This is a genomic window from Sulfolobus sp. E5-1-F, from assembly GCF_009601705.1.
Lineage (GTDB): Archaea > Thermoproteota > Thermoprotei_A > Sulfolobales > Sulfolobaceae > Saccharolobus.
The window spans coordinates 732,612-750,576 of sequence record NZ_CP045687.1; the positions used below are offsets into that span (position 1 = coordinate 732,612).

Annotated in this window: 12 protein-coding genes and 4 pseudogenes; 7 read left to right on the top strand and 9 right to left on the bottom strand. The window is 35.4% G+C overall.

The window, feature by feature from the left end; all coding sequences use genetic code 11:
* Positions 1-87: 87 nt before the first annotated feature.
* The 6 genes and pseudogenes from GFS03_RS03945 to GFS03_RS03970 all read right to left on the bottom strand — a co-directional run bounded on the left by GFS03_RS03945 (position 88) and on the right by GFS03_RS03970 (position 6,391).
* Positions 88-1,326: an RNA-guided endonuclease InsQ/TnpB family protein gene (locus GFS03_RS03945; RefSeq protein ID WP_153422609.1), complete on the bottom strand. Its 1,239-nt coding sequence runs from the start codon at positions 1,324-1,326 to the stop codon at positions 88-90.
* Positions 1,301-1,683: pseudogene (gene tnpA / locus GFS03_RS03950) on the bottom strand (IS200/IS605 family transposase). The gene GFS03_RS03945 and the pseudogene tnpA overlap by 26 nt, the downstream one beginning before the upstream one ends.
* 209 nt (positions 1,684-1,892) lie before the next feature.
* Positions 1,893-2,510 (bottom strand): AAA domain-containing protein, encoded by a 618-nt coding sequence (locus GFS03_RS03955; RefSeq protein ID WP_153422610.1) that lies wholly within the window; start codon positions 2,508-2,510, stop codon positions 1,893-1,895.
* On the bottom strand, positions 2,511-3,674 hold the full coding sequence (locus GFS03_RS03960; protein ID WP_238699265.1) for an AAA domain-containing protein: 1,164 nt from the start codon (positions 3,672-3,674) through the stop codon (positions 2,511-2,513). It abuts the gene before it with no gap.
* Between the two features lie 669 nt (positions 3,675-4,343).
* Positions 4,344-5,126: a hypothetical protein gene (locus GFS03_RS13285; RefSeq protein WP_153422612.1), complete on the bottom strand. Its 783-nt coding sequence runs from the start codon at positions 5,124-5,126 to the stop codon at positions 4,344-4,346.
* 707 nt (positions 5,127-5,833) lie between these two features.
* Complete coding sequence (locus GFS03_RS03970) at positions 5,834-6,391, bottom strand: hypothetical protein (RefSeq protein ID WP_153422613.1); 558 nt, start codon at positions 6,389-6,391, stop codon at positions 5,834-5,836.
* A 34-nt stretch (positions 6,392-6,425) separates the two neighbouring features.
* Here GFS03_RS03970 and GFS03_RS03975 point away from each other — a divergent pair, with 34 nt between their 5' ends.
* The 6 genes and pseudogenes from GFS03_RS03975 to GFS03_RS04005 all read left to right on the top strand — a co-directional run bounded on the left by GFS03_RS03975 (position 6,426) and on the right by GFS03_RS04005 (position 12,278).
* A complete protein-coding gene (locus GFS03_RS03975) occupies positions 6,426-7,232 on the top strand; it encodes a hypothetical protein (protein ID WP_153422614.1) in 807 nt (268 codons plus the stop codon).
* 545 nt (positions 7,233-7,777) lie between these two features.
* On the top strand, positions 7,778-8,758 hold the full coding sequence (locus GFS03_RS03980) for an NAD-dependent epimerase/dehydratase family protein (RefSeq protein ID WP_153422615.1): 981 nt from the start codon (positions 7,778-7,780) through the stop codon (positions 8,756-8,758).
* A 76-nt stretch (positions 8,759-8,834) separates the two neighbouring features.
* Positions 8,835-9,395 (top strand): dTDP-4-dehydrorhamnose 3,5-epimerase, encoded by a 561-nt coding sequence (gene rfbC, locus GFS03_RS03985; protein WP_153422616.1) that lies wholly within the window; start codon positions 8,835-8,837, stop codon positions 9,393-9,395.
* A gap of 89 nt (positions 9,396-9,484) precedes the next feature.
* The gene (locus GFS03_RS03990) at positions 9,485-10,303 is read left to right on the top strand and encodes an SDR family oxidoreductase (protein ID WP_153422617.1); all 819 of its coding nucleotides are present in this window, start codon (positions 9,485-9,487) and stop codon (positions 10,301-10,303) included.
* Positions 10,303-11,337, top strand: coding sequence for a glucose-1-phosphate thymidylyltransferase (locus GFS03_RS03995; RefSeq protein WP_153422618.1), 1,035 nt, complete (start codon positions 10,303-10,305; stop codon positions 11,335-11,337). Before GFS03_RS03990 ends, GFS03_RS03995 begins: the two co-directional genes overlap by 1 nt.
* Positions 11,334-12,278 (top strand): annotated as a pseudogene (locus GFS03_RS04005) (dTDP-glucose 4,6-dehydratase). Before GFS03_RS03995 ends, GFS03_RS04005 begins: the two are co-directional and overlap by 4 nt.
* A gap of 581 nt (positions 12,279-12,859) precedes the next feature.
* Here GFS03_RS04005 and GFS03_RS04010 read toward each other — a convergent pair.
* Positions 12,860-14,641 (bottom strand): carbamoyltransferase family protein, encoded by a 1,782-nt coding sequence (locus GFS03_RS04010; RefSeq protein WP_153422620.1) that lies wholly within the window; start codon positions 14,639-14,641, stop codon positions 12,860-12,862.
* Between the two features lie 361 nt (positions 14,642-15,002).
* Between GFS03_RS04010 and GFS03_RS04015 the strand changes: the two are divergent.
* Positions 15,003-15,942 (top strand): annotated as a pseudogene (locus GFS03_RS04015) (IS1 family transposase).
* Between the two features lie 208 nt (positions 15,943-16,150).
* Here the strand turns inward: GFS03_RS04015 and GFS03_RS04020 are convergent.
* Positions 16,151-17,071 carry a hypothetical protein gene (locus tag GFS03_RS04020; RefSeq protein WP_153422621.1) on the bottom strand — a complete coding sequence of 307 codons (921 nt, stop codon included), beginning with the start codon at positions 17,069-17,071 and terminating at the stop codon, positions 16,151-16,153.
* 138 nt (positions 17,072-17,209) lie between these two features.
* Positions 17,210-17,830 (bottom strand): annotated as a pseudogene (locus tag GFS03_RS04025) (IS6 family transposase).
* Positions 17,831-17,965 lie beyond the last annotated feature (135 nt).

A 17,965-nucleotide genomic window follows, 5' to 3' on the forward strand; every position in this document is an offset into this window, starting at 1 on the left:
TTATTATCACATATATAGCAAAAGTTAGCACAAATACAATTAGGACGTTCTTGACTCATTATCAGATATTTTCATTTCCCATGTGAACTACTTCGCCCTTGCGGACGGAGCATCCCCACCTCGCGATGAGGATTTCCTGCTTCTTCCGGGAAACTTGCTATACACTCCCTCTGAAAAGGGAATGTATAGTAGAGGTTTCCCGTCCACAGGCACTAAGGGCAGTCCCGACCCCGCACAAAGAATATTTAGAGAAGCATTATAATCACGATCTGCCACCCAACCACACTTAGGACAAACAAATGTTCTGTCAGCAAGAGTAAGGTCGTTTCTCACATAACCACATCTCGCACACATCCTTGACGTGTTTCTTGGGTCTACCTTCACCACCCTCCTACCAGCTCTTTCAGCCTTGTAGGAGAGGTGATGAAGGAAGAGGGAGAAGTTTGAGTGAAGAATATGCTTCCTAAGGGTCTTGCTTTTTGGTCTCTCTACCATTTGTTTAGTTTCCAGATCTTCAACGTAAATCTCGTCATATTGTTCCACTAGCCATGTGGTTATCTTGTGTATGTAATCGTTCATAACGTTCTTTGCGTGTTCGTGAAGTTTTGCGAGCTTAACCCTAGTCTTTTCATAGTTTTTAGAACCTTTCTTTTTCCTAGATAATATTCGTTGGACAAGACGTATTTTCTTCTCGATCTTGTCGAACACTTTTGGATTTTCTATAACAATACCATCTGATGTTGTAACTAGTTTCTCAACACCAACGTCAACACCAACTCTCCTACCGTTACTTGGTAATGGTTTCTTTTCAACCTCAATCTGGAATATGGCATACCAGCCTGTAGCATTTTTCACTATAAGCACTCCCTTCACTCTCCCTTCTAAAGGTCTGTGAAAGAGTACCTTTACGGAACCTATCTTTGAGAGAATTAGCTTATCTCCCTCAACCTTGAAGCCAGATTGGTTGTAGTTTATGAACTTGAGGATCTTCTTATATCTGAGCTTACCAACTTTCTTTCCTTTCTTCTTGAGTTCGTGAAGTGCTCTAATATTATACCATAATACATTGTTTACCATTTGGAGGGCCTTTGAGTATACCAGTTCCTTTCCCTCAACTTTCAAGTCCTTGATCATTGCTTGGGTGTCACTTGGGGTTATCTTCTTTCCCTCTCTTCTCGCTTTCGTAATAACGTCTAACAACGTGTTGTAAACTTTTGCTTCAACTTGCATTACTCTGAGGAGTTTCTCCTCTACTTCTTTAGACGGGTAAATCTTGTACTTGAAGGATAGTTGTACTACGTTACTCTTTTCCTTGGCTCTCCACATAGTTCTCCTCTAACGTAACTTGTCCGCTAGTTGCCAAGAAGTAGGATGGGGACCATAGATGTCCTTTCCATAACTTGTGGAAATTTTCTCTGTATCTCCCTTGAGGTTATTGTCTTTATAGCGTTTATGTACCTTGGTATGTTAAGGGTTGGTTTAGCCTTGAATATGTGGAAGTGATCCTTGTCAACGCTAATGTCTATAACTTTGAATGTTTTGCTTATTTCACGAATTGTTTCTTTCTAAGAAATTTATGATCTCCTCATTGTCGAACACTTTCCTGCGGTACTTGACTACTTGGACATAGTGGTAGTAAAGCACGTAAACTGAATGTGCATTTCTGCTCAATCTTTTCCGCATAGTTACATGTATTTTTCAAAAACTATAAAAATCTTTCTATAAGGGGGCTATCCCTCACGGAAGGGGACTTTCGCCCCCTTAACCCCCATAAAGTTAAACGTTATATGCCATACGTAATTTTTAGGAAACTACTATATAGGTAATATACTAAAATCTCTCCACGAGTTAGTATAATAGTTCTAGTAATTGTTAAAGCAACACACATCTCATCATAAATTTTTAAGTACAAAACCTCCTCCTTCATAAGCCCAAACACTGTTATTAGCGTATGCATATTCCACATAATTTCTTAACAAATTATCATTTGGTAAATTCCTTATACTATTCTCATTACCTAAAACAATCAGCTTATACCTAGCCCTAGTAAAGGCTACATTCAACCTACGCTTATTAGTAGCAAACTTCAGATCATTAGTAGTAGCAGTCACACTGAAAATTATCACATCCTTCTCCCTCCCTTGAAACGCATCAACAGTATTAATCTCAACATCGTAGTCACTTAACTCCTCAACCAACCTATTCCTCTGAGCCCTATAAGGTGAAATTATCCCAACCTCTACACCTCTTAACCAAGGGACAATCTCCTTAATAGCTTTGATTTCCATCTCGTTATAAAGACTCTTGCTCACCTTATTTTCAGTAACCTTTACCTCCCTACCATTAACGTGCACAAACACTACCTGCTTTAAAGGATCTAGTAGAGGGAAGTCCGACTTAATATGTAGAGATAGGTTAAAACACCTCGAATCTGGAACAATCTCGTTATTATACACATGTTTAGCAACAAAATTAATTATCTTAACATTACTTCTGTAATGCTTTCTCAATCAAAGACTCCTATGCTTATACTTCTCTATTAGTGTAATAAAGGAGCTGTACTTTGCAACCTCATCATCGTCATTAATAGACTTTAAAATTGGTGGCAATTGGTTATGATCACCAACAACCACCCACTTCCTCCCCTTAACCATTCCCAATAAGGCCAAAGTTATTGATGCTTGACTCGCCTCATCAATTATTACAGTATCAAATGATATATTTGTGAGTGGTGCTAACTGGGACTTAATAAGCGTTGAACCCACAACCTTAACGTCTTTAAGCACTTCCTCTGAAATCTTACTGATTAACGCATTCCTCTTCTCTAATTCTTCACTTAACTTTTCGTAAACGAGAGGAGAAGTATTACCCCTAGAAATTTCATCTAATAATTTCTCAATTTCAAGTTCGATCTTAGAGAGAATATCTCTAGCACGTTCCCTAACTTGAGGGGTCAGAAGGAACGGTCTTACCTCCTTTGAGACCTTTTCAACCATCCCAACCCTCACAATGTCATTTGGAATCCTCTTACCTAAGAGCTCAATAACGTTATCAACTGCCCTATTTGTGTGAGAAGTTACTAACACCTTTTCTCCTCGTGAAGATAAAGCCTCGGCTATCTTACTTATCACCCTAGTCTTACCAGTGCCAGGTGGGCCAATTATAAGAAGTAACTCATTATCGTTCAAATCTAGTGCTGAGTTTAACGCCTTATTCTGGTGCTCATCTAATTCAACATCTTTAACACTTACTCTCTGTGAAAGAGGTGGTAATTCAACATCTTTGAAGAATAAATCTAATGCATTATGGTTAAATATCTTAAAACCTCGAACATAATCTACTACACCCCCTGTGTTAAATGCTCTTTCGAGTAGTTCTAATTGGACAAGATAACTAATTAGTAACTCATTATCGCGGATAGACACTTTTTTCTTAGGGAAATGAACGTCTTTTCCAAACTTAACTAATAACCTCCCACCGCGTGAAGATATTACAGTTCCGGGGATATTTCCTACAAGTACTTGATCCCCAGGTTCAAAGAGGTTTGCGTACTTGGTCTTAAACACAACTAGAGAGAAGTAATAATTCTCAACCTCAGCATTATAATGGATTATGTCCTCTTTAGCAATCTCCATTTCATTCAAAATTGTATAATATAACTTGTAAGGGTCCATCACTTTCACTTAACCCTCTAATTATTTAAATGGATCTTAAAGAATTAAGGATTATTTTCACAAGTTGTCAAGGAAACTAGTTAAACCGAGTAGTCAACCTAAAAGATTTCTTTGACGTTAATAGGTAGTTTAGCTATGGTCGTTATGAGAGGTCATTCCAATTTGGAGAACTTGTATAAATAAAGAGAAAATGTATGCCTTAATTTTACGAGAGCTTAAAGAGAAAGCTGAGAGATTTTAGGTACAGATATAAGTAGCAGAAAGAATAGTAGAGATATTGCTATATATAAAAGAAAAGCCGAAGAAAATAACAGAATGAATGGAATATTTTGAGGAATGGATAGTACTTTACGTAAACTTGCCTTAAACCTCAAATACTAACGTAAATTCTCTTCGAAAAGATTTAAGTAATCGTAAATAGTTCAAGCGTAGTATATAGTGTAGTATAAATATACCTTAGTCTTATATTGGAAAAACTAAACGTCACATACTGACGTCATTTTCAAGAAACTCCTATACATTAATTAAAAAATAAAATATAGAGACTTTTCTTCTCTAAGATGTATTGAACCAGTATTGTGCAATTTTCTCGCTCCTAGATCTAATCTCAGTTAATTGCTAAAGTATCGATATCAATCATTGTTTACGCTCCTTGTTTTTACCACTATCTTATGATGGTTTATAGTTCTGTAAACACTCCTCTACGAATTTCTTAAGTTTCCATCTATTTACACTCCCATTAACATTTTCAGCAGCAACTCTGACGTCTAACTCCAGATCTCGTATGTCGTCAAATTTAAAGCATGGATTTAATATACGATTCCAAGCTTCAGAAGATTCGCCTGGAGGCACTGTAAAGCATATTTTATCAATATTCCCTAATAATTTGTTAACATCTTCTAATGAGCTCTTATCACTCGTACCTTGTCCGGAACTATCAGTTTTCAATCTAATAAAAAGTACAACTAATGATTCTTCACCAACAATGTCTAATGAATATTTATATGTGTAACCCCAAGGTGCCATAGCACCATGTTTATCGTCAAGTTTTACCCATCCTCTTGAATTCTTAGCTAATGCCCTACTACCAAAAGGTATATACTCAACTTCGTATCTCATACTACATTGAATACATTTATATTTTTGTTTCTCGTCACATGGGATATATTCACTTTCTTGCGGGTCTACTTCTTTGACTCTTATCTTTAAACCTTCTATCTCATTCCCCGTAACCTTCAAAAATTTAAACTCAGGTTTGAAAAGCGTGTCTAAATATCTACCTAAAATAACTCCAAAAATAGTTCCAAGTATGGAAATAACTTTAATAGCTTGAGGAATAAAAGAGGTAATCAAAATAATAATGATAATAGATAAAAATAGGATGATGAGTAATAGGGTCACTTTATCGTTTATCACTCTCTTGACAGCAATTTTCAAAGATGACGCTTGCATAATTAAACTATCTATAATTATGATTTATTAAAATTTATTGTGTTATAGATTATTTTTTGTGTTATTGAGAGTTTGATAAGGCTTAAATAACTTTTTCCATTTAGAAACCTTCATTAGGAGATATTCTAAACAGCTGTTACGTATAAAAATTTTTACACTTCCAACCGAGTAACTTTTCTCTTTTTTCTCATAATTCTCTCCATGGATTAGGAAATATTTTCAAAGGCAATATTGAAACTGATAGGATCAAAACTACTGCTCCTTTACATGCGTAATATAAGGGCTATATCTCCTATCCCCCGCTGAACTATTATTTTTCCGTATCGTAATGATAAAAAAGTAAGTTTCAGCAGATAAGCTATTGAGATTAATAATGTTAAGCCTACATATACATATATATTGAACTATATATATATTGAATATTTTCTTCTAAATTGGGAAAAGATAGAAGCGTTTAATTAACACATTGAAAGAATATGCGCTTAAATAAATAAGGAAAGAACATATAAGTATAATTGTGATATTTATAACTAGCACGGTTGTTTTTAAAGAATGACTTACAATACGATGAAAACTTAAAACTCTACATCAAATATTCCAGCAGGAATTTGGTTAGATCAACATTAATCCGAGTGGAAAAAGGAAATAGTTGATGAAAGATGAAGAAGGTTTGAAAATACGTAGAAAACTCATAACTGCAAAGGAGCTTAGAGTAATGACAGTAAGACTCTAACCGCATATGTTAATATAACTAAATCAAACATATCTATCTTCCCTTCTGGTAGTTTAAACCCATGTATAACATGATTTGATATTTGTTTAAGGTTTCTCAACATTTCGTCGAGTTTTCTATCTTTTAAACTTGTTATCTCATAAATGTAGTCCCATACATTTTTTAGAATTATATCGTTGACTTGCTTACAACATTCTCTCACACTCTTCACGTTATAATTCGAATTACATAATCTCTTGACGATCTTTTCAATTTGACTTTTTATATTTTCAATATTTTTCTCTAATTCTTTCTCATATTTATCTTTTACTTTATCTTGCAATGTTCTTTGGAATATTATTAAATTGTAATATGCAAATACACGATTATCATTATCAATAGCATTTTCGATTTCATTTATTAGAAAAGAGACTTCCATATGCTTATTTTTAATTTCTTTTAAGGTTTCTTTTATCCATTTTTTTAAAGCAGTTTCGTCTTGACTAGCATAAACTATGAGGTCCTGCGGTAATTTGTTAAGCTTTAATAGCACAATTTTTTAATGTATGAGGAATATATAAAACGAGATGGTTAAAAAAGTAATATACTACGATCGGACCGTTAGTCCAAGCTTTTTAGACACAAAGGTAATCTTAAGTAAACCACCAGATTATGACGTAGTTGATTATTTTACTATTTCTGAATGGTTAGAAGTAGCTGGCAAGGGTGATATTTTAGTCTTCGCTCACGATATTATTCCTTATACTGCATATGAGATTACCCCATATTCCACAGATAGTAAATTACTAAGGTTTTTGCAGAGAGGCGGAATCGTAGTCTGGTTGGGTGACGTCCCATTCTTTTACAGGCTACATTGTTATGATAGTTCGCAAGAGAAAGAAATAGAAGAGACTAAAGAATTGCTAAAAAAGAACGTTAGCTATACATTAATACCTGAATTTTACTTAAAGAAATACGGTCCATATGAAAGAGATAAACAGTTGTGCACGCTTGACATAATTGGCGGATTCTATGCAGATCTTAACAACGTTAGTTGGATTGGATTAGATTTTAAACATTTAAACTTCTATAAGTTAAATGATGTTTGCTATCTAAATACACCAGCAAGAATTACCCCAACGATTATAGGAAAGCTTTTGGGTTATCAAAGCAGAGAAACGATAAGGCCGGTAAAGCTAACTACCAAAATCTTTCCATTAACTATGACAGAGTTAGATGGGATTTGTCAAGGAAAATACGCCGGTTCGTGGATAGCACAGATAGGTGAAGGAGTATTTGTAAGATTATATGACCACAGGGAGGACATTGTTAACGTTTCGAATATATTCAAAATAGCAGAAACATTATCTAACTCAATACAGTTAAAACTGTGAAAAAGACGTGGAGAGTCAAAATTCCTATTATTTCATTATAGAGGGAGAATTTTCAGCAGTTGTTTTCTGAAAATAACGTATATATAGTAGACAACATTAAATTCTTCCGATGTAAGACTAAGGTGGATTTATATTATACGCGCTTGAACTATTTACGATTACTTAAATTTGAAAAGAATTTACGTTAGTATTTAAGGTTTAAGTGATTTGAGGTAAATTTACGCAAAGTACTATACTTTATCTCCGAGATCGATTTATTTGATAACGCGTATTTAGAACGCTAGGGACTAGCATGGTTTGCTCTATTAAATTGATTTTTTCATGATATTACCTTCTACTCTTCACTTGGTAGTCTTACCCATTAAAATGTAGAATCAATTACTCTAATCAAGGTCTATAGAAACAAATTGAAATCACAAAGGAGACTTGAATGGCCCATTTATTTCTTATTACTCTATGATATAATTCTATTGAAATTTCTTGAAGAGCTCCACAAAGTACATTAAACCGCTAAGCTTATTTAATTTCTGTCTTTCCTTTTATCTATGAAAGTTTTAGTGACTGGAGCTGGAGGATATATCGGAACTGTTCTTGTCCCATTATTACTCTCAAAAGGCTATGAAGTAATAGCCCTAGATAGGTTCTTTTTCGGAAAGACATTGCAAGAAGATAAGGGACTTAAAATAGTAGATGATGACATCAGATTTGTTGAACCAGACGTTTTAAGAGGAGTTGATGCAGTAATTGACTTAGCCGCACTCTCAAATGATCCATCTGGTGAACTAGATCCAATAAAGACTTGGTCTATAAATTATCTAGGAAGATTTAGGATAGCAAACTTAGCTAAGAGAATGGGAGTTAAACGCTATATTTTACCGTCCTCATGTAGTGTTTATGGTTTCAGAGAAGACATAGCTGATGAAACCTCATCAACTAATCCTTTAACCACTTATGCCAAAGCTAACTTAAAAGGTGAAAAAGATATTTTACCTTTAGCTGATAAGAACTTTACAGTTACAGTATTTAGAATAGCAACAGTATATGGTTATGCAAAGACTCGAAGAATGAGGTTTGATCTTGTAATAAATGCTTTTGTTAGAGATCTAGTTACCAAGAACAAGATATTTGTAATGAAAGACGGTACTCAATGGAGACCTTTCGTCCATGTTTGGGATGTAGCTAACGCTTTTACCATTGCCTTAGAAAAGGAAACAATAAATGGTGAAGTATTTAACTTGGGTAGTGATGACCAAAATTATCAAATATTTGATTTAGCTGTGAGGATTTCTAAGGCCTTAAACAAAGAGTTAAATTATGAATGGTACGGTTCACCAGATAAGAGGTCCTATAGAGTCTCCTTCAAGAAACTTAAGGAGAAGTTTGGTTACGTTCCAAAATATAGGGTTGAAGATGCTGCTGTAGAAATTTCTAAGGCTATTTTATCTGGTGAATTAGATCCAAATGATCCGAGATACATTACTGTAAGTTGGTATAAGAAGTTAATAAGTGAGGGAGTTTTAGTTTAACTCACTAGGGGTGAAGACAATAAGACCCACTATATAAGTTAATTTTTTAGTCTCCTTCTATTAGAAGAATAAACACATGCCATTTGAGTTCAAACGTTTAGAAATACCAGAGGTAATATTAGTAGAGGCTAAACAATTTCTAGATAATAGAGGTTATTTTGAAGAAATCTACAAGAGGAGTGACTTTGAACCTCACATACCGTGCAATTTCGTCCAGGTAAATCATTCCTTTTCAAAAAAGGGCGTATTAAGGGGCTTACACTTTCAACTAAAACCAATCCCTCAGGGTAAATTAGTAACTGTGACTTCTGGAAGGATTTTCGACGTAGCTGTTGACTTAAGAAAAAACTCTCCATACTACAAGAAGTGGGTTTCAGTTATTTTAACACCAAGTAAACTATTATGGATCCCAGTAGGCTTTGCTCACGGCTTTCTTGCATTAGAGGAATCCCACGTAGTTTACATGGTAACTAGAGAGTTCTCAAAAGAACACGATGCTGGTATTAGCTATGATGACCCAGAAATAAATGTCAAGTGGCCCACTGATTCTGAAATTATAGTATCAGATAAGGATAGAAACTTACCCTATCTAAAAGATGCCAAAATTAACTTTGAGTATGGAGATGATCTTTGCTAATAGTAAGTCAGTGTAAGTTCCTTCATTAATACCTTTATATAACTCTTCCCTTCATTAAGATTTTTATTAGTCAATTAGAACTGTATTCTATGAAAACGCTTATTATTGGAGCTTCTGGACAATTAGGTATCGAGCTATCTAAACTATTTCCAGATGCAATCAAAACTTACTCTTCTCACGAAATACCTGGAGGTATTAAGTTGGACGTAACAAATTTCAGTGCCGTTGAAGATTTAATTCTTAAGGTTAAGCCAGATGTTGTAATAAACACCGTAGCTTTTACAGACGTTGATGGCTGTGAAAAATACAAGGACAAGGCGTACAATATAAATGCAGAGGCTGTAAAACACATTGTAAGGCCTTCAAGGGTAGTTGAAGCTTATTTAATCCACGTTAGCACAGACTACGTATTTGATGGGGAAAAAGGGAACTACAATGAGAACGATATACCAAACCCAATCAACTACTACGGCCTAACAAAACTCATGGGAGAAGCTTACGCCATGTCTTATGATGACGCTCTTATAATTAGGACTTCCGGAGTGTTTAGACATAAAGCTTTTCCAGTCTACGTTTATAAAACACTAAAAAGTGGGAAAGAAGTCTTAGCATTTAAGGGTTATTATTCCCCAATATCAGCTAGAAAGTTGGCAAATGCAATCAAGGAACTAGTTGAGTTAAGGAAAACTGGGATCTTAAACGTAGCTGGGGAGAGAATATCGCGTTATGACCTAGCCTTAAAAATTGCAGAGAAGTTCGGTTTTGAAAAAAGGGTAAGGGAAGTAGACCAAATCTCAACGTGGGTAGCAAAAAGGCCTTATGATTCCTCCCTAGATATATCGAGAGCTAAGAAACTCCTTTCAACAGATTTTTACACATTAGACCTAGACGGGATGGTGGTAGATTAATGGAGGCAGTAATTTTACACGGCGGTCAAGGTACACGTTTAAGGCCTTTAACACACACTGGACCAAAGCAATTAATAAAAGTTGCAGGGAAACCGGTCTCACAATGGGTATTAGAACAAATAAGAGATGCTGGGATAAAACACGTCATAATCGTGCTAGGTGACAACATACCTACAAAAGTTACAGAATATTACGGAGACGGGAGTAGATTTGGAGTTGAAATAACTTACGTTTATCAAGGTAAGGCTAGGGGATTGGCTGATGCAGTTTATAAGGTTAAAGATGTTGTTTCAGACAAGTTCCTAGTTTATCTAGGAGACAACATTGTATCATACGACTTGAGGAGGTTCATGGAGTTTAATGGATCAGCCTCAATACTTTTAGCTAAAGTTGAGAACCCTAATCGCTTTGGTGTTGCTGTAGTCGAGAATGGAAAGGTGGTTAAGTTAGTGGAAAAACCAAAAGAGCCAATCTCAGACCTAGCTCTCGTAGGTGTGTACGCTTTCACTAAGGATGTCTTTGATGTAATAGAGGGTTTAAAACCTAGTTGGAGGGGTGAGCTAGAAATAACTGATGCACTTCAAGGGCTAATTAACAGAGGCAAAGATGTCAACTATGAAATTGTTGAGGGTTGGTGGAAAGATACGGGTACTCCAAAGGACATACTTGATGCAAATGCATTCTTACTAGACAAATACGCTGAAAAGAGAGTTGAAGGTGAAATAGAGAACTCTACCTTGGACGGAAGGGTAATAGTGGAAAAGGGTGCAGTAATTAAAAACTCTGTAATTAGAGGGCCAGCATATATAGGAAAGGGTAGTAAAGTAATTAATTCATATGTTGGTTCATTTACCTCTGTTGGAGATAATTGTGAGATAATAGAGAGCGAAATTGAATACAGTGTGTTGCTAGACAATGTGAAAGTGAAGGGAGTAGCGTTAATGGATTCGATAATAGGAAATAACTCCATCGTAGAAAAGGGAAAGAGATGGCAAAAATTAATTATTGGTGAAAACTCATCGGTGATATTATGATCATGATAATTGGAGGTGCTGGTTTCATAGGCTCAGCTTTCGTAAGAGAAGTTAACAAAAGGGGATAACACCAGTAGTGGTAGATTTACTTACATACGCCGGTAGGTTGGAGAACTTAAAGGATACATCATACGAATTTGTAAGAGCAGACGTAAGAGATGAAAAGCTACATGAGATAATTGAGAAGTACAAGCCAGAAATTGTAATAAACTTTGCACCGAGACGCATGTAGATAGGTCAATATATAAGCCACAAGAGTTTATAACGACAAACATAATAGGATAACGTGCTAGAAGCGTCTAGGAAGTACAACTTCAAGTATATTCACATTTCAACAGATGAGGTATATGGTGAGGAGTGTAGCGACGAGAATGCCCCTTTAAATCCTTCTTCTCCTTATAGTGCTTCAAAAGCCTCAGCAGATCTTTTCGTAAAGTCTTACGTAAGGACTTATGGTGTAGAAGCAGTGATAATCAGACCTTCTAACAACTACGGACCTAGACAGTACCCAGAGAAGTTAATTCCCAAGGTCATTATACGCACTCTTTTAGGACTCCATGTACCAATTTACGGTAATGGTGAACAAGAGAGGGACTGGATTTACGTCGAGGACACTGCTAGGATAATCTTTAATATAATAGAGAAAGCGGAGTGGAAAGGTGAGGTTTATAACATCCCCGGGGGGAAATAGGGTTAAAAACTTAGAGTTAGTTAAGATGTTGGAGAAAATAATGGGAAGGGAGATTAAGATTAAGTTTGTCTCTGATAGACCGGGGCATGATAGGAGGTATTGTATGATAAGCACTAAACTGAGCTATGCCACGACTCCATTAGAGGAAGGACTTAGAAGGACATATGAGTGGTATATTAATAACCAGTGGTGGTGGGCTCTGCTAATTGAGGACAAATCCTTTAAGGAAGATGAACCGTGGAAGGCTTAGTGAAATCGAATGCTCTAATCTATTAATAGATGCTGTTAAAAAGAATTTTAAACTAAACAATTCTTAAACTGTCATTAAATTACCTAGTTTAAAACATAAAATGAATTAGGTGTGTTTAACTGCCTATAGTAAATAGCAAATTATAGTCTAAATATGTTATAATATGAATGCTTTCTAACACCAGTCCTTTTACATCAGTTGTTTTAAGTAACTAAATAGAGCCTATCTAGGCAAAAAGCTTTGAGGCTAATATAAATCCAGAGTCTAATAAGATTAAGATTAAAAATGTGGGTAAAAGATAAAAGGACTTGTAACCACATTTTCCAATAAAGATACCAGATAGAACCGAATCATCGTTAGAATTACAGTAGACAAAATTGATAAAACCTATTAGACATTTATTCTTCTTTTTGTTTCTTTCATACATTTGTCACTCCCTTTAAATTTTTTCAATTAAAGGATAGGTATTACCATTTCACAATTAAGCCTTTCCAATTTGAAACTTTAGAAATAAGTTCTAAAAAAATAACTATACGAATATTTCATAGCTAAAAAGTGAGAAAGAATTTTTCCTCCTCGCTCTATCTTTTTGTTATTAACCATCCTTGTAAATACATTGCATCAAAACCACCAACAGCAAAACTCCTAATAGCATCTTGAGGAGTCTCAACCAATGGCTCACCAGCTAAATTGAAAGAAGTATTCATCACCAGTCCCTCACCCCTTAAGTCCTTAAAAGCCTTGATCACGTTATACCAATTCTTATCCTCCTCACCAGTAACAGTTTGAGGTCTTGCTGTTAAATCAACATGACAAGTAACTGGAACCCTCTTACAAACCTCCTCATCCTTATAACGAAGCATTAAAATCATAAACTCGTGTTTAGTAGGATCTCTGAAATACTCTGAGGCGTCTTCTAGAAGTAAAGAAGGTGCTAATGGTCTCCACCACTCCCTACCCTTAATGTCATTAACTAAACGCCAGTATTCTTTTCTAGTTGGGTCAGCTAAAATGGATCTGTGACCCAAAGCCCTTGGGCCTAACTCAGCCCTACCTTGATAGAAAGTAACAATTTCCCCCTTAGCGACCAAATCAGCAATAGGATTCATATCGTTGTCCACATATTCAGCCTTAAACTTACTCTTCCTAACTATATTCTTAACCTCATCGTCTGAATACTCCGGCCCAAAGTAAACGTGAGTAAGCCTCTCATTCTTCATCTTACCACCTAGAATGTGTTCATAAACGTAAGCAGCTGCACCAATAGGACCACCAGCGTCATTAGCTGCTGGAAAAATGAAAATGTCGTTGAAGAGATGAGAATAGTGAAGCTCCATATTAGCCTTAGCGTTCAAAGCAACGCCACCAGCCAAAGCAACCTTGTCTTCTCCCGTATGCTTCTTAGCCCAATAAGCCGTGGATAGAACAGCCTCCTCCGTGACTTTTTGAACAGCCCAAGCAATGTTAACAGCATTTTCATTCAACTCACCACGAGGATTCCAGTCCAAAGTTTTGGAACCAATAACACTCTCAGAAATAATGTCATAAATACGACTTATTTTCTGCCAATACTTCGTCTTTATTTTCTTTCCATCTAATAATATTGTGTAAGGTTCATCACCATCCGGTGTAATTTTTACAAACTCTTTGAGTTTATGATAATAACTTGATTCTTTACCGTAAGGTGCTAAACCCATACCTTTGCCTGGACCTTCAAGCGGGCTAAATTTAATACTCTGCATCATAGATTCATAAAGATTTCCTAAGCTGCCATATGATGTCCACATTGATAATATTGGTTCAAAGTTCCCATCTTTTACTTTCCAAATTACCGTTGATTCGTACTCACCAGAAGCGTCGATTGTTAGTATAGTGGCCGAAGAAAAACTAGAGAAATAATATGCTGATGATGCATGTGTTAAATGATGCCTAACGGGATAAATCTTTATATCATTTGGCATTTCTTCTCCTAGGTCATTAATTACTTTCCTTATCAATCTTTCAGCTAGATACATGTAATTTCCGTTTAAAAAGTGAATAATATAACCTAGAGGGCCTTTTCCTTCCCAAACTCCAAAATGAGAAGAATGAGCAAAAGAACTAAAATACACTCCTCTTCTAATTCTAAAATCGAAAAGTTTAGAGTCATAGTTAATAGCATAAGCATCAACATCTTTTGGTTTTATTCCTTGTTTTTTAAGAAATTTAAACGCCTCCTTCAGCGAATTAATTGGTGGTTCAAAAATAGAGTGTTTATGTCTAGTAAATCTTTCCTCTTCAACAGCAAATACAAGTTTACCATCTTGAATTACTGCAACAGCATGATCGTGTTCTGGAGGCCAGTTAAAACCAATAACAATCATATTAAGTAATGGTAAATTTAATACTTTAAATTTTTCTATGAAATTTACTTTGTATAACTCTTCTTAAAAACAGCGAAATTAATGTTTATGGTTACGATATAGGAGATTCTTTGCCAGATAAGAGTGTGGACAACAATTTACTTAATTTGAAATAAATTGTGTAACTTGTTTTGAGCATGAAATAAATGGGAGTGTTCTCATGCAGTCATCTTATTCGATATCTAATTGTAAAATTATATCAGACTAGTAATTTTTATAATTACTCATCTTGATCTAGAGGTAACTACGAAACTGGAACGTACAAAATAGTCTAAGAAGCTTTATGTGCGAGAACTGCGAGTTTTTTGAGCGAGCGAATAGCATGCAGCTCGCAGTTCTCGCACAACTAATACTTATGATTTTAAGAAATTTAAATCTTAAAAGAAAGTACGAGCTAAAGGATATTGCACTAGCGTTAGCAGCATACTCCTTGGGAGTTCAGATCACGAAAATAGGAATCCCACCATCAACACTATACTACTACTTGAGGAAAGTGGGAATAAGGAGGAGAAGGGAGAAGAGACCAACATGCCCATCATGCAACTCCAACAGAGTAGTCAAGAACGGCTCATCCAGAGGGAAAGAAAAATACAAGTGTAAAGCGTGTGGAAGAACGTTTTACAACACGCTGAAGCACAGAATGAATAAGGAACAAAGGGAGAGAATCTTAAAGGAGTACTTGAACAAGATGAGCATGAGGGCAATATCAAGAGTTGAGGGAAAGCCATTAACTACGGTCTACAGCCTAATGAAGAGGATTGGAGCAAAGGCCTTCACGAGCTTAATAATATTGAGGGGTCAACTCAAGGGTTTCATGGCTAAGTCTACAGTGTTTGACGAGTTCTGGACTTATCTTCGTGTTAGGCATGGGAAGGTTAGAGCGGATCTCTGGATTTGGACTGCTCTTTCTGATGGGGTACCTTTTTACGAGTCTGGGGATAGGGATTACAAGACCTTCCGTCTCCTCTTGAGCTGGTTACCTAGGAGTGGGGTAAATTATACTGATCACTACTGTGTTTATCAAGTTCTTGATAAGCGCGTAGCTAGTAAGAAGTACACTTACATTGTGGAGGGTCAAAATTCTTGGTGTAGCTCTTGCTAGGTTAGCTAGGGATACTAGGGTTAATAGGAGTCAGAGGATGGTGGATTACAGTTTGGCCTTGTTGAACGTTATGTATCCTCACGTGTTCTCAAGGGAGATAACGCCCTTAAACGAGATCTACTTGAAGGGAATACAGTATATTAGAGATGATCTGATATAATTTTACAACTGAATATCGAATAGGATGACTGCATGAGAACACTCCCAACAATATTATATCAGCTATAAGTTGTTAACTTTATCTTCTTTTATAAGATTATAAATTAATTAACCAAATTTATTAATCTCAAAGTTTTATCTAATATGGAGATTAACAGATACTGGTCATGAATTAAAAATGATTTGACAGTTAACCTAATTTTTATTATCTATTTCAATAATGTATAAAATTTATAGTTGAAATAAGAAAGATTTATAATACCGTTTTTAAAATTAATTGCAAGGTCTCTTTCTAGAGATCCACGTATAATATCTCCTATCTTATAATTTATTTCCCCAAATCTTGGTTTTATCTGATAAAATATTCTGAAATATAAATCTACATCTTCATAGCCATTTATATATGTTTCGTCCAATAGTTCAGCTCCGATTTTTTTAACAAAACTGCTAGAGAAAACAATAAAACTACCTCCATTAACTATTTTATATATTTTCCTACATATTAATTTTAACTTCTTTTCTATTCCTTTTCTTCCAATGTCACCAAATATATCGTATTTTATTCCAAATCTCCTTCTAATATTTGATAAGTAAAATATATAACGCAATTCTAAGGGGTTGTAGCTTATTCCGGCGTATACACTATATAACATATGACTTATTAACTTACATATATATACTGGAATAGAATGATAATCTGATTGAGGAGTAAAGACAACCTCTACACCTTTAACCTTTTCCAATTCCCTAACCAAAACATCGCTTTTATCTATCATAATCATGTCGTCGTTAGATACTACTATCCATTCTGGATCTAATTTTAGAGCTTCACGTATTCCCATATTGACAGAATGTGCAAAGTTAAAATACTGACCCCTACTCTCTACAAATACAATTGATAAACCATCAAAGATTTTCCTTGCTTCGTTAGCATATTTTCCCTTAATGTCAGCAGTAGGTATAACCACAGCTACTCTTGGATCTCCATCTATAACATGAATATTAGTCTGAGCCCTTGGTCTATTTCTACTCCATTTAATTATATCTTCAACGGAATCAAAACTATCTAGGAAAGATTTTATAGAATTTGGATCCTTACTAATAAAAAGTTCATCTAAATCATTAGTCATATAAGGTAATCTGTTATAACTTTAATATATTTACAGCATTTCATGAGACTTTAAGGGAATTTAAGATTTTCATCAGACTCTTCGTCCTATCTAAATTATTTTTAGCAACTTCCTCAATTTTGAGTGTGGTCAACAATTTCATGCATTTGAAATATTTGCATTTATTATCACTCCCCTATCCACTAAATACACTTGTGAGTATAAAGAATGTTGTAGATTAGGAAGAAGGTAGAGAGCCAACTCGTTAACCTATTTGAACTCCAAGGGAAATGAAGGTCCATAGAGGAGAGCCTATGCTTTAATGTCCTTGCTCAGCGTAATCCCTCCTACCAAACGTAACCCACTTGTGCCCAACATTAAACCAGTCAAATGCATTATAAGCTGGTAAACCATCATGCAAGTAAACTACTCGATCAACCCTCTTAAAGTACTTACTAATCTCCTCAATCCCCCTCATGTTAACTAGGACAACTAACACGTGAAAACCACTCCTCAAGCTAGTGACCATGAAGAAAGGAATAGTTACAACATCCCTAACGATCTAAACGTAATAATAATTACCCCTAACGCAAAAGTCTCGTCAATGGCGTAAAGACTCAAGGATACTACATACTTAACCCTACCAAGCCTCTTATAATAGTAAAGCAAGGTGGAGTGTGGTATACTCCAAGAGGATAAGCCAGCTAGATAACTCGCTAAGCCTAACGCGATCTCCTCCCTAACATGAAATCTTGGCTTAAAATTAATATTATACTCCATTAGGATTAAAATAAGCTGGATGAGCAAGGGGATATTCCATGTTCATCATGTGCTCATCAATAAAAATCCCGTGCTCACCCAAAAAGGTATTACGCTAAATAAAAACAATTTATTTCTGTAGTAGAAGCAACTTAT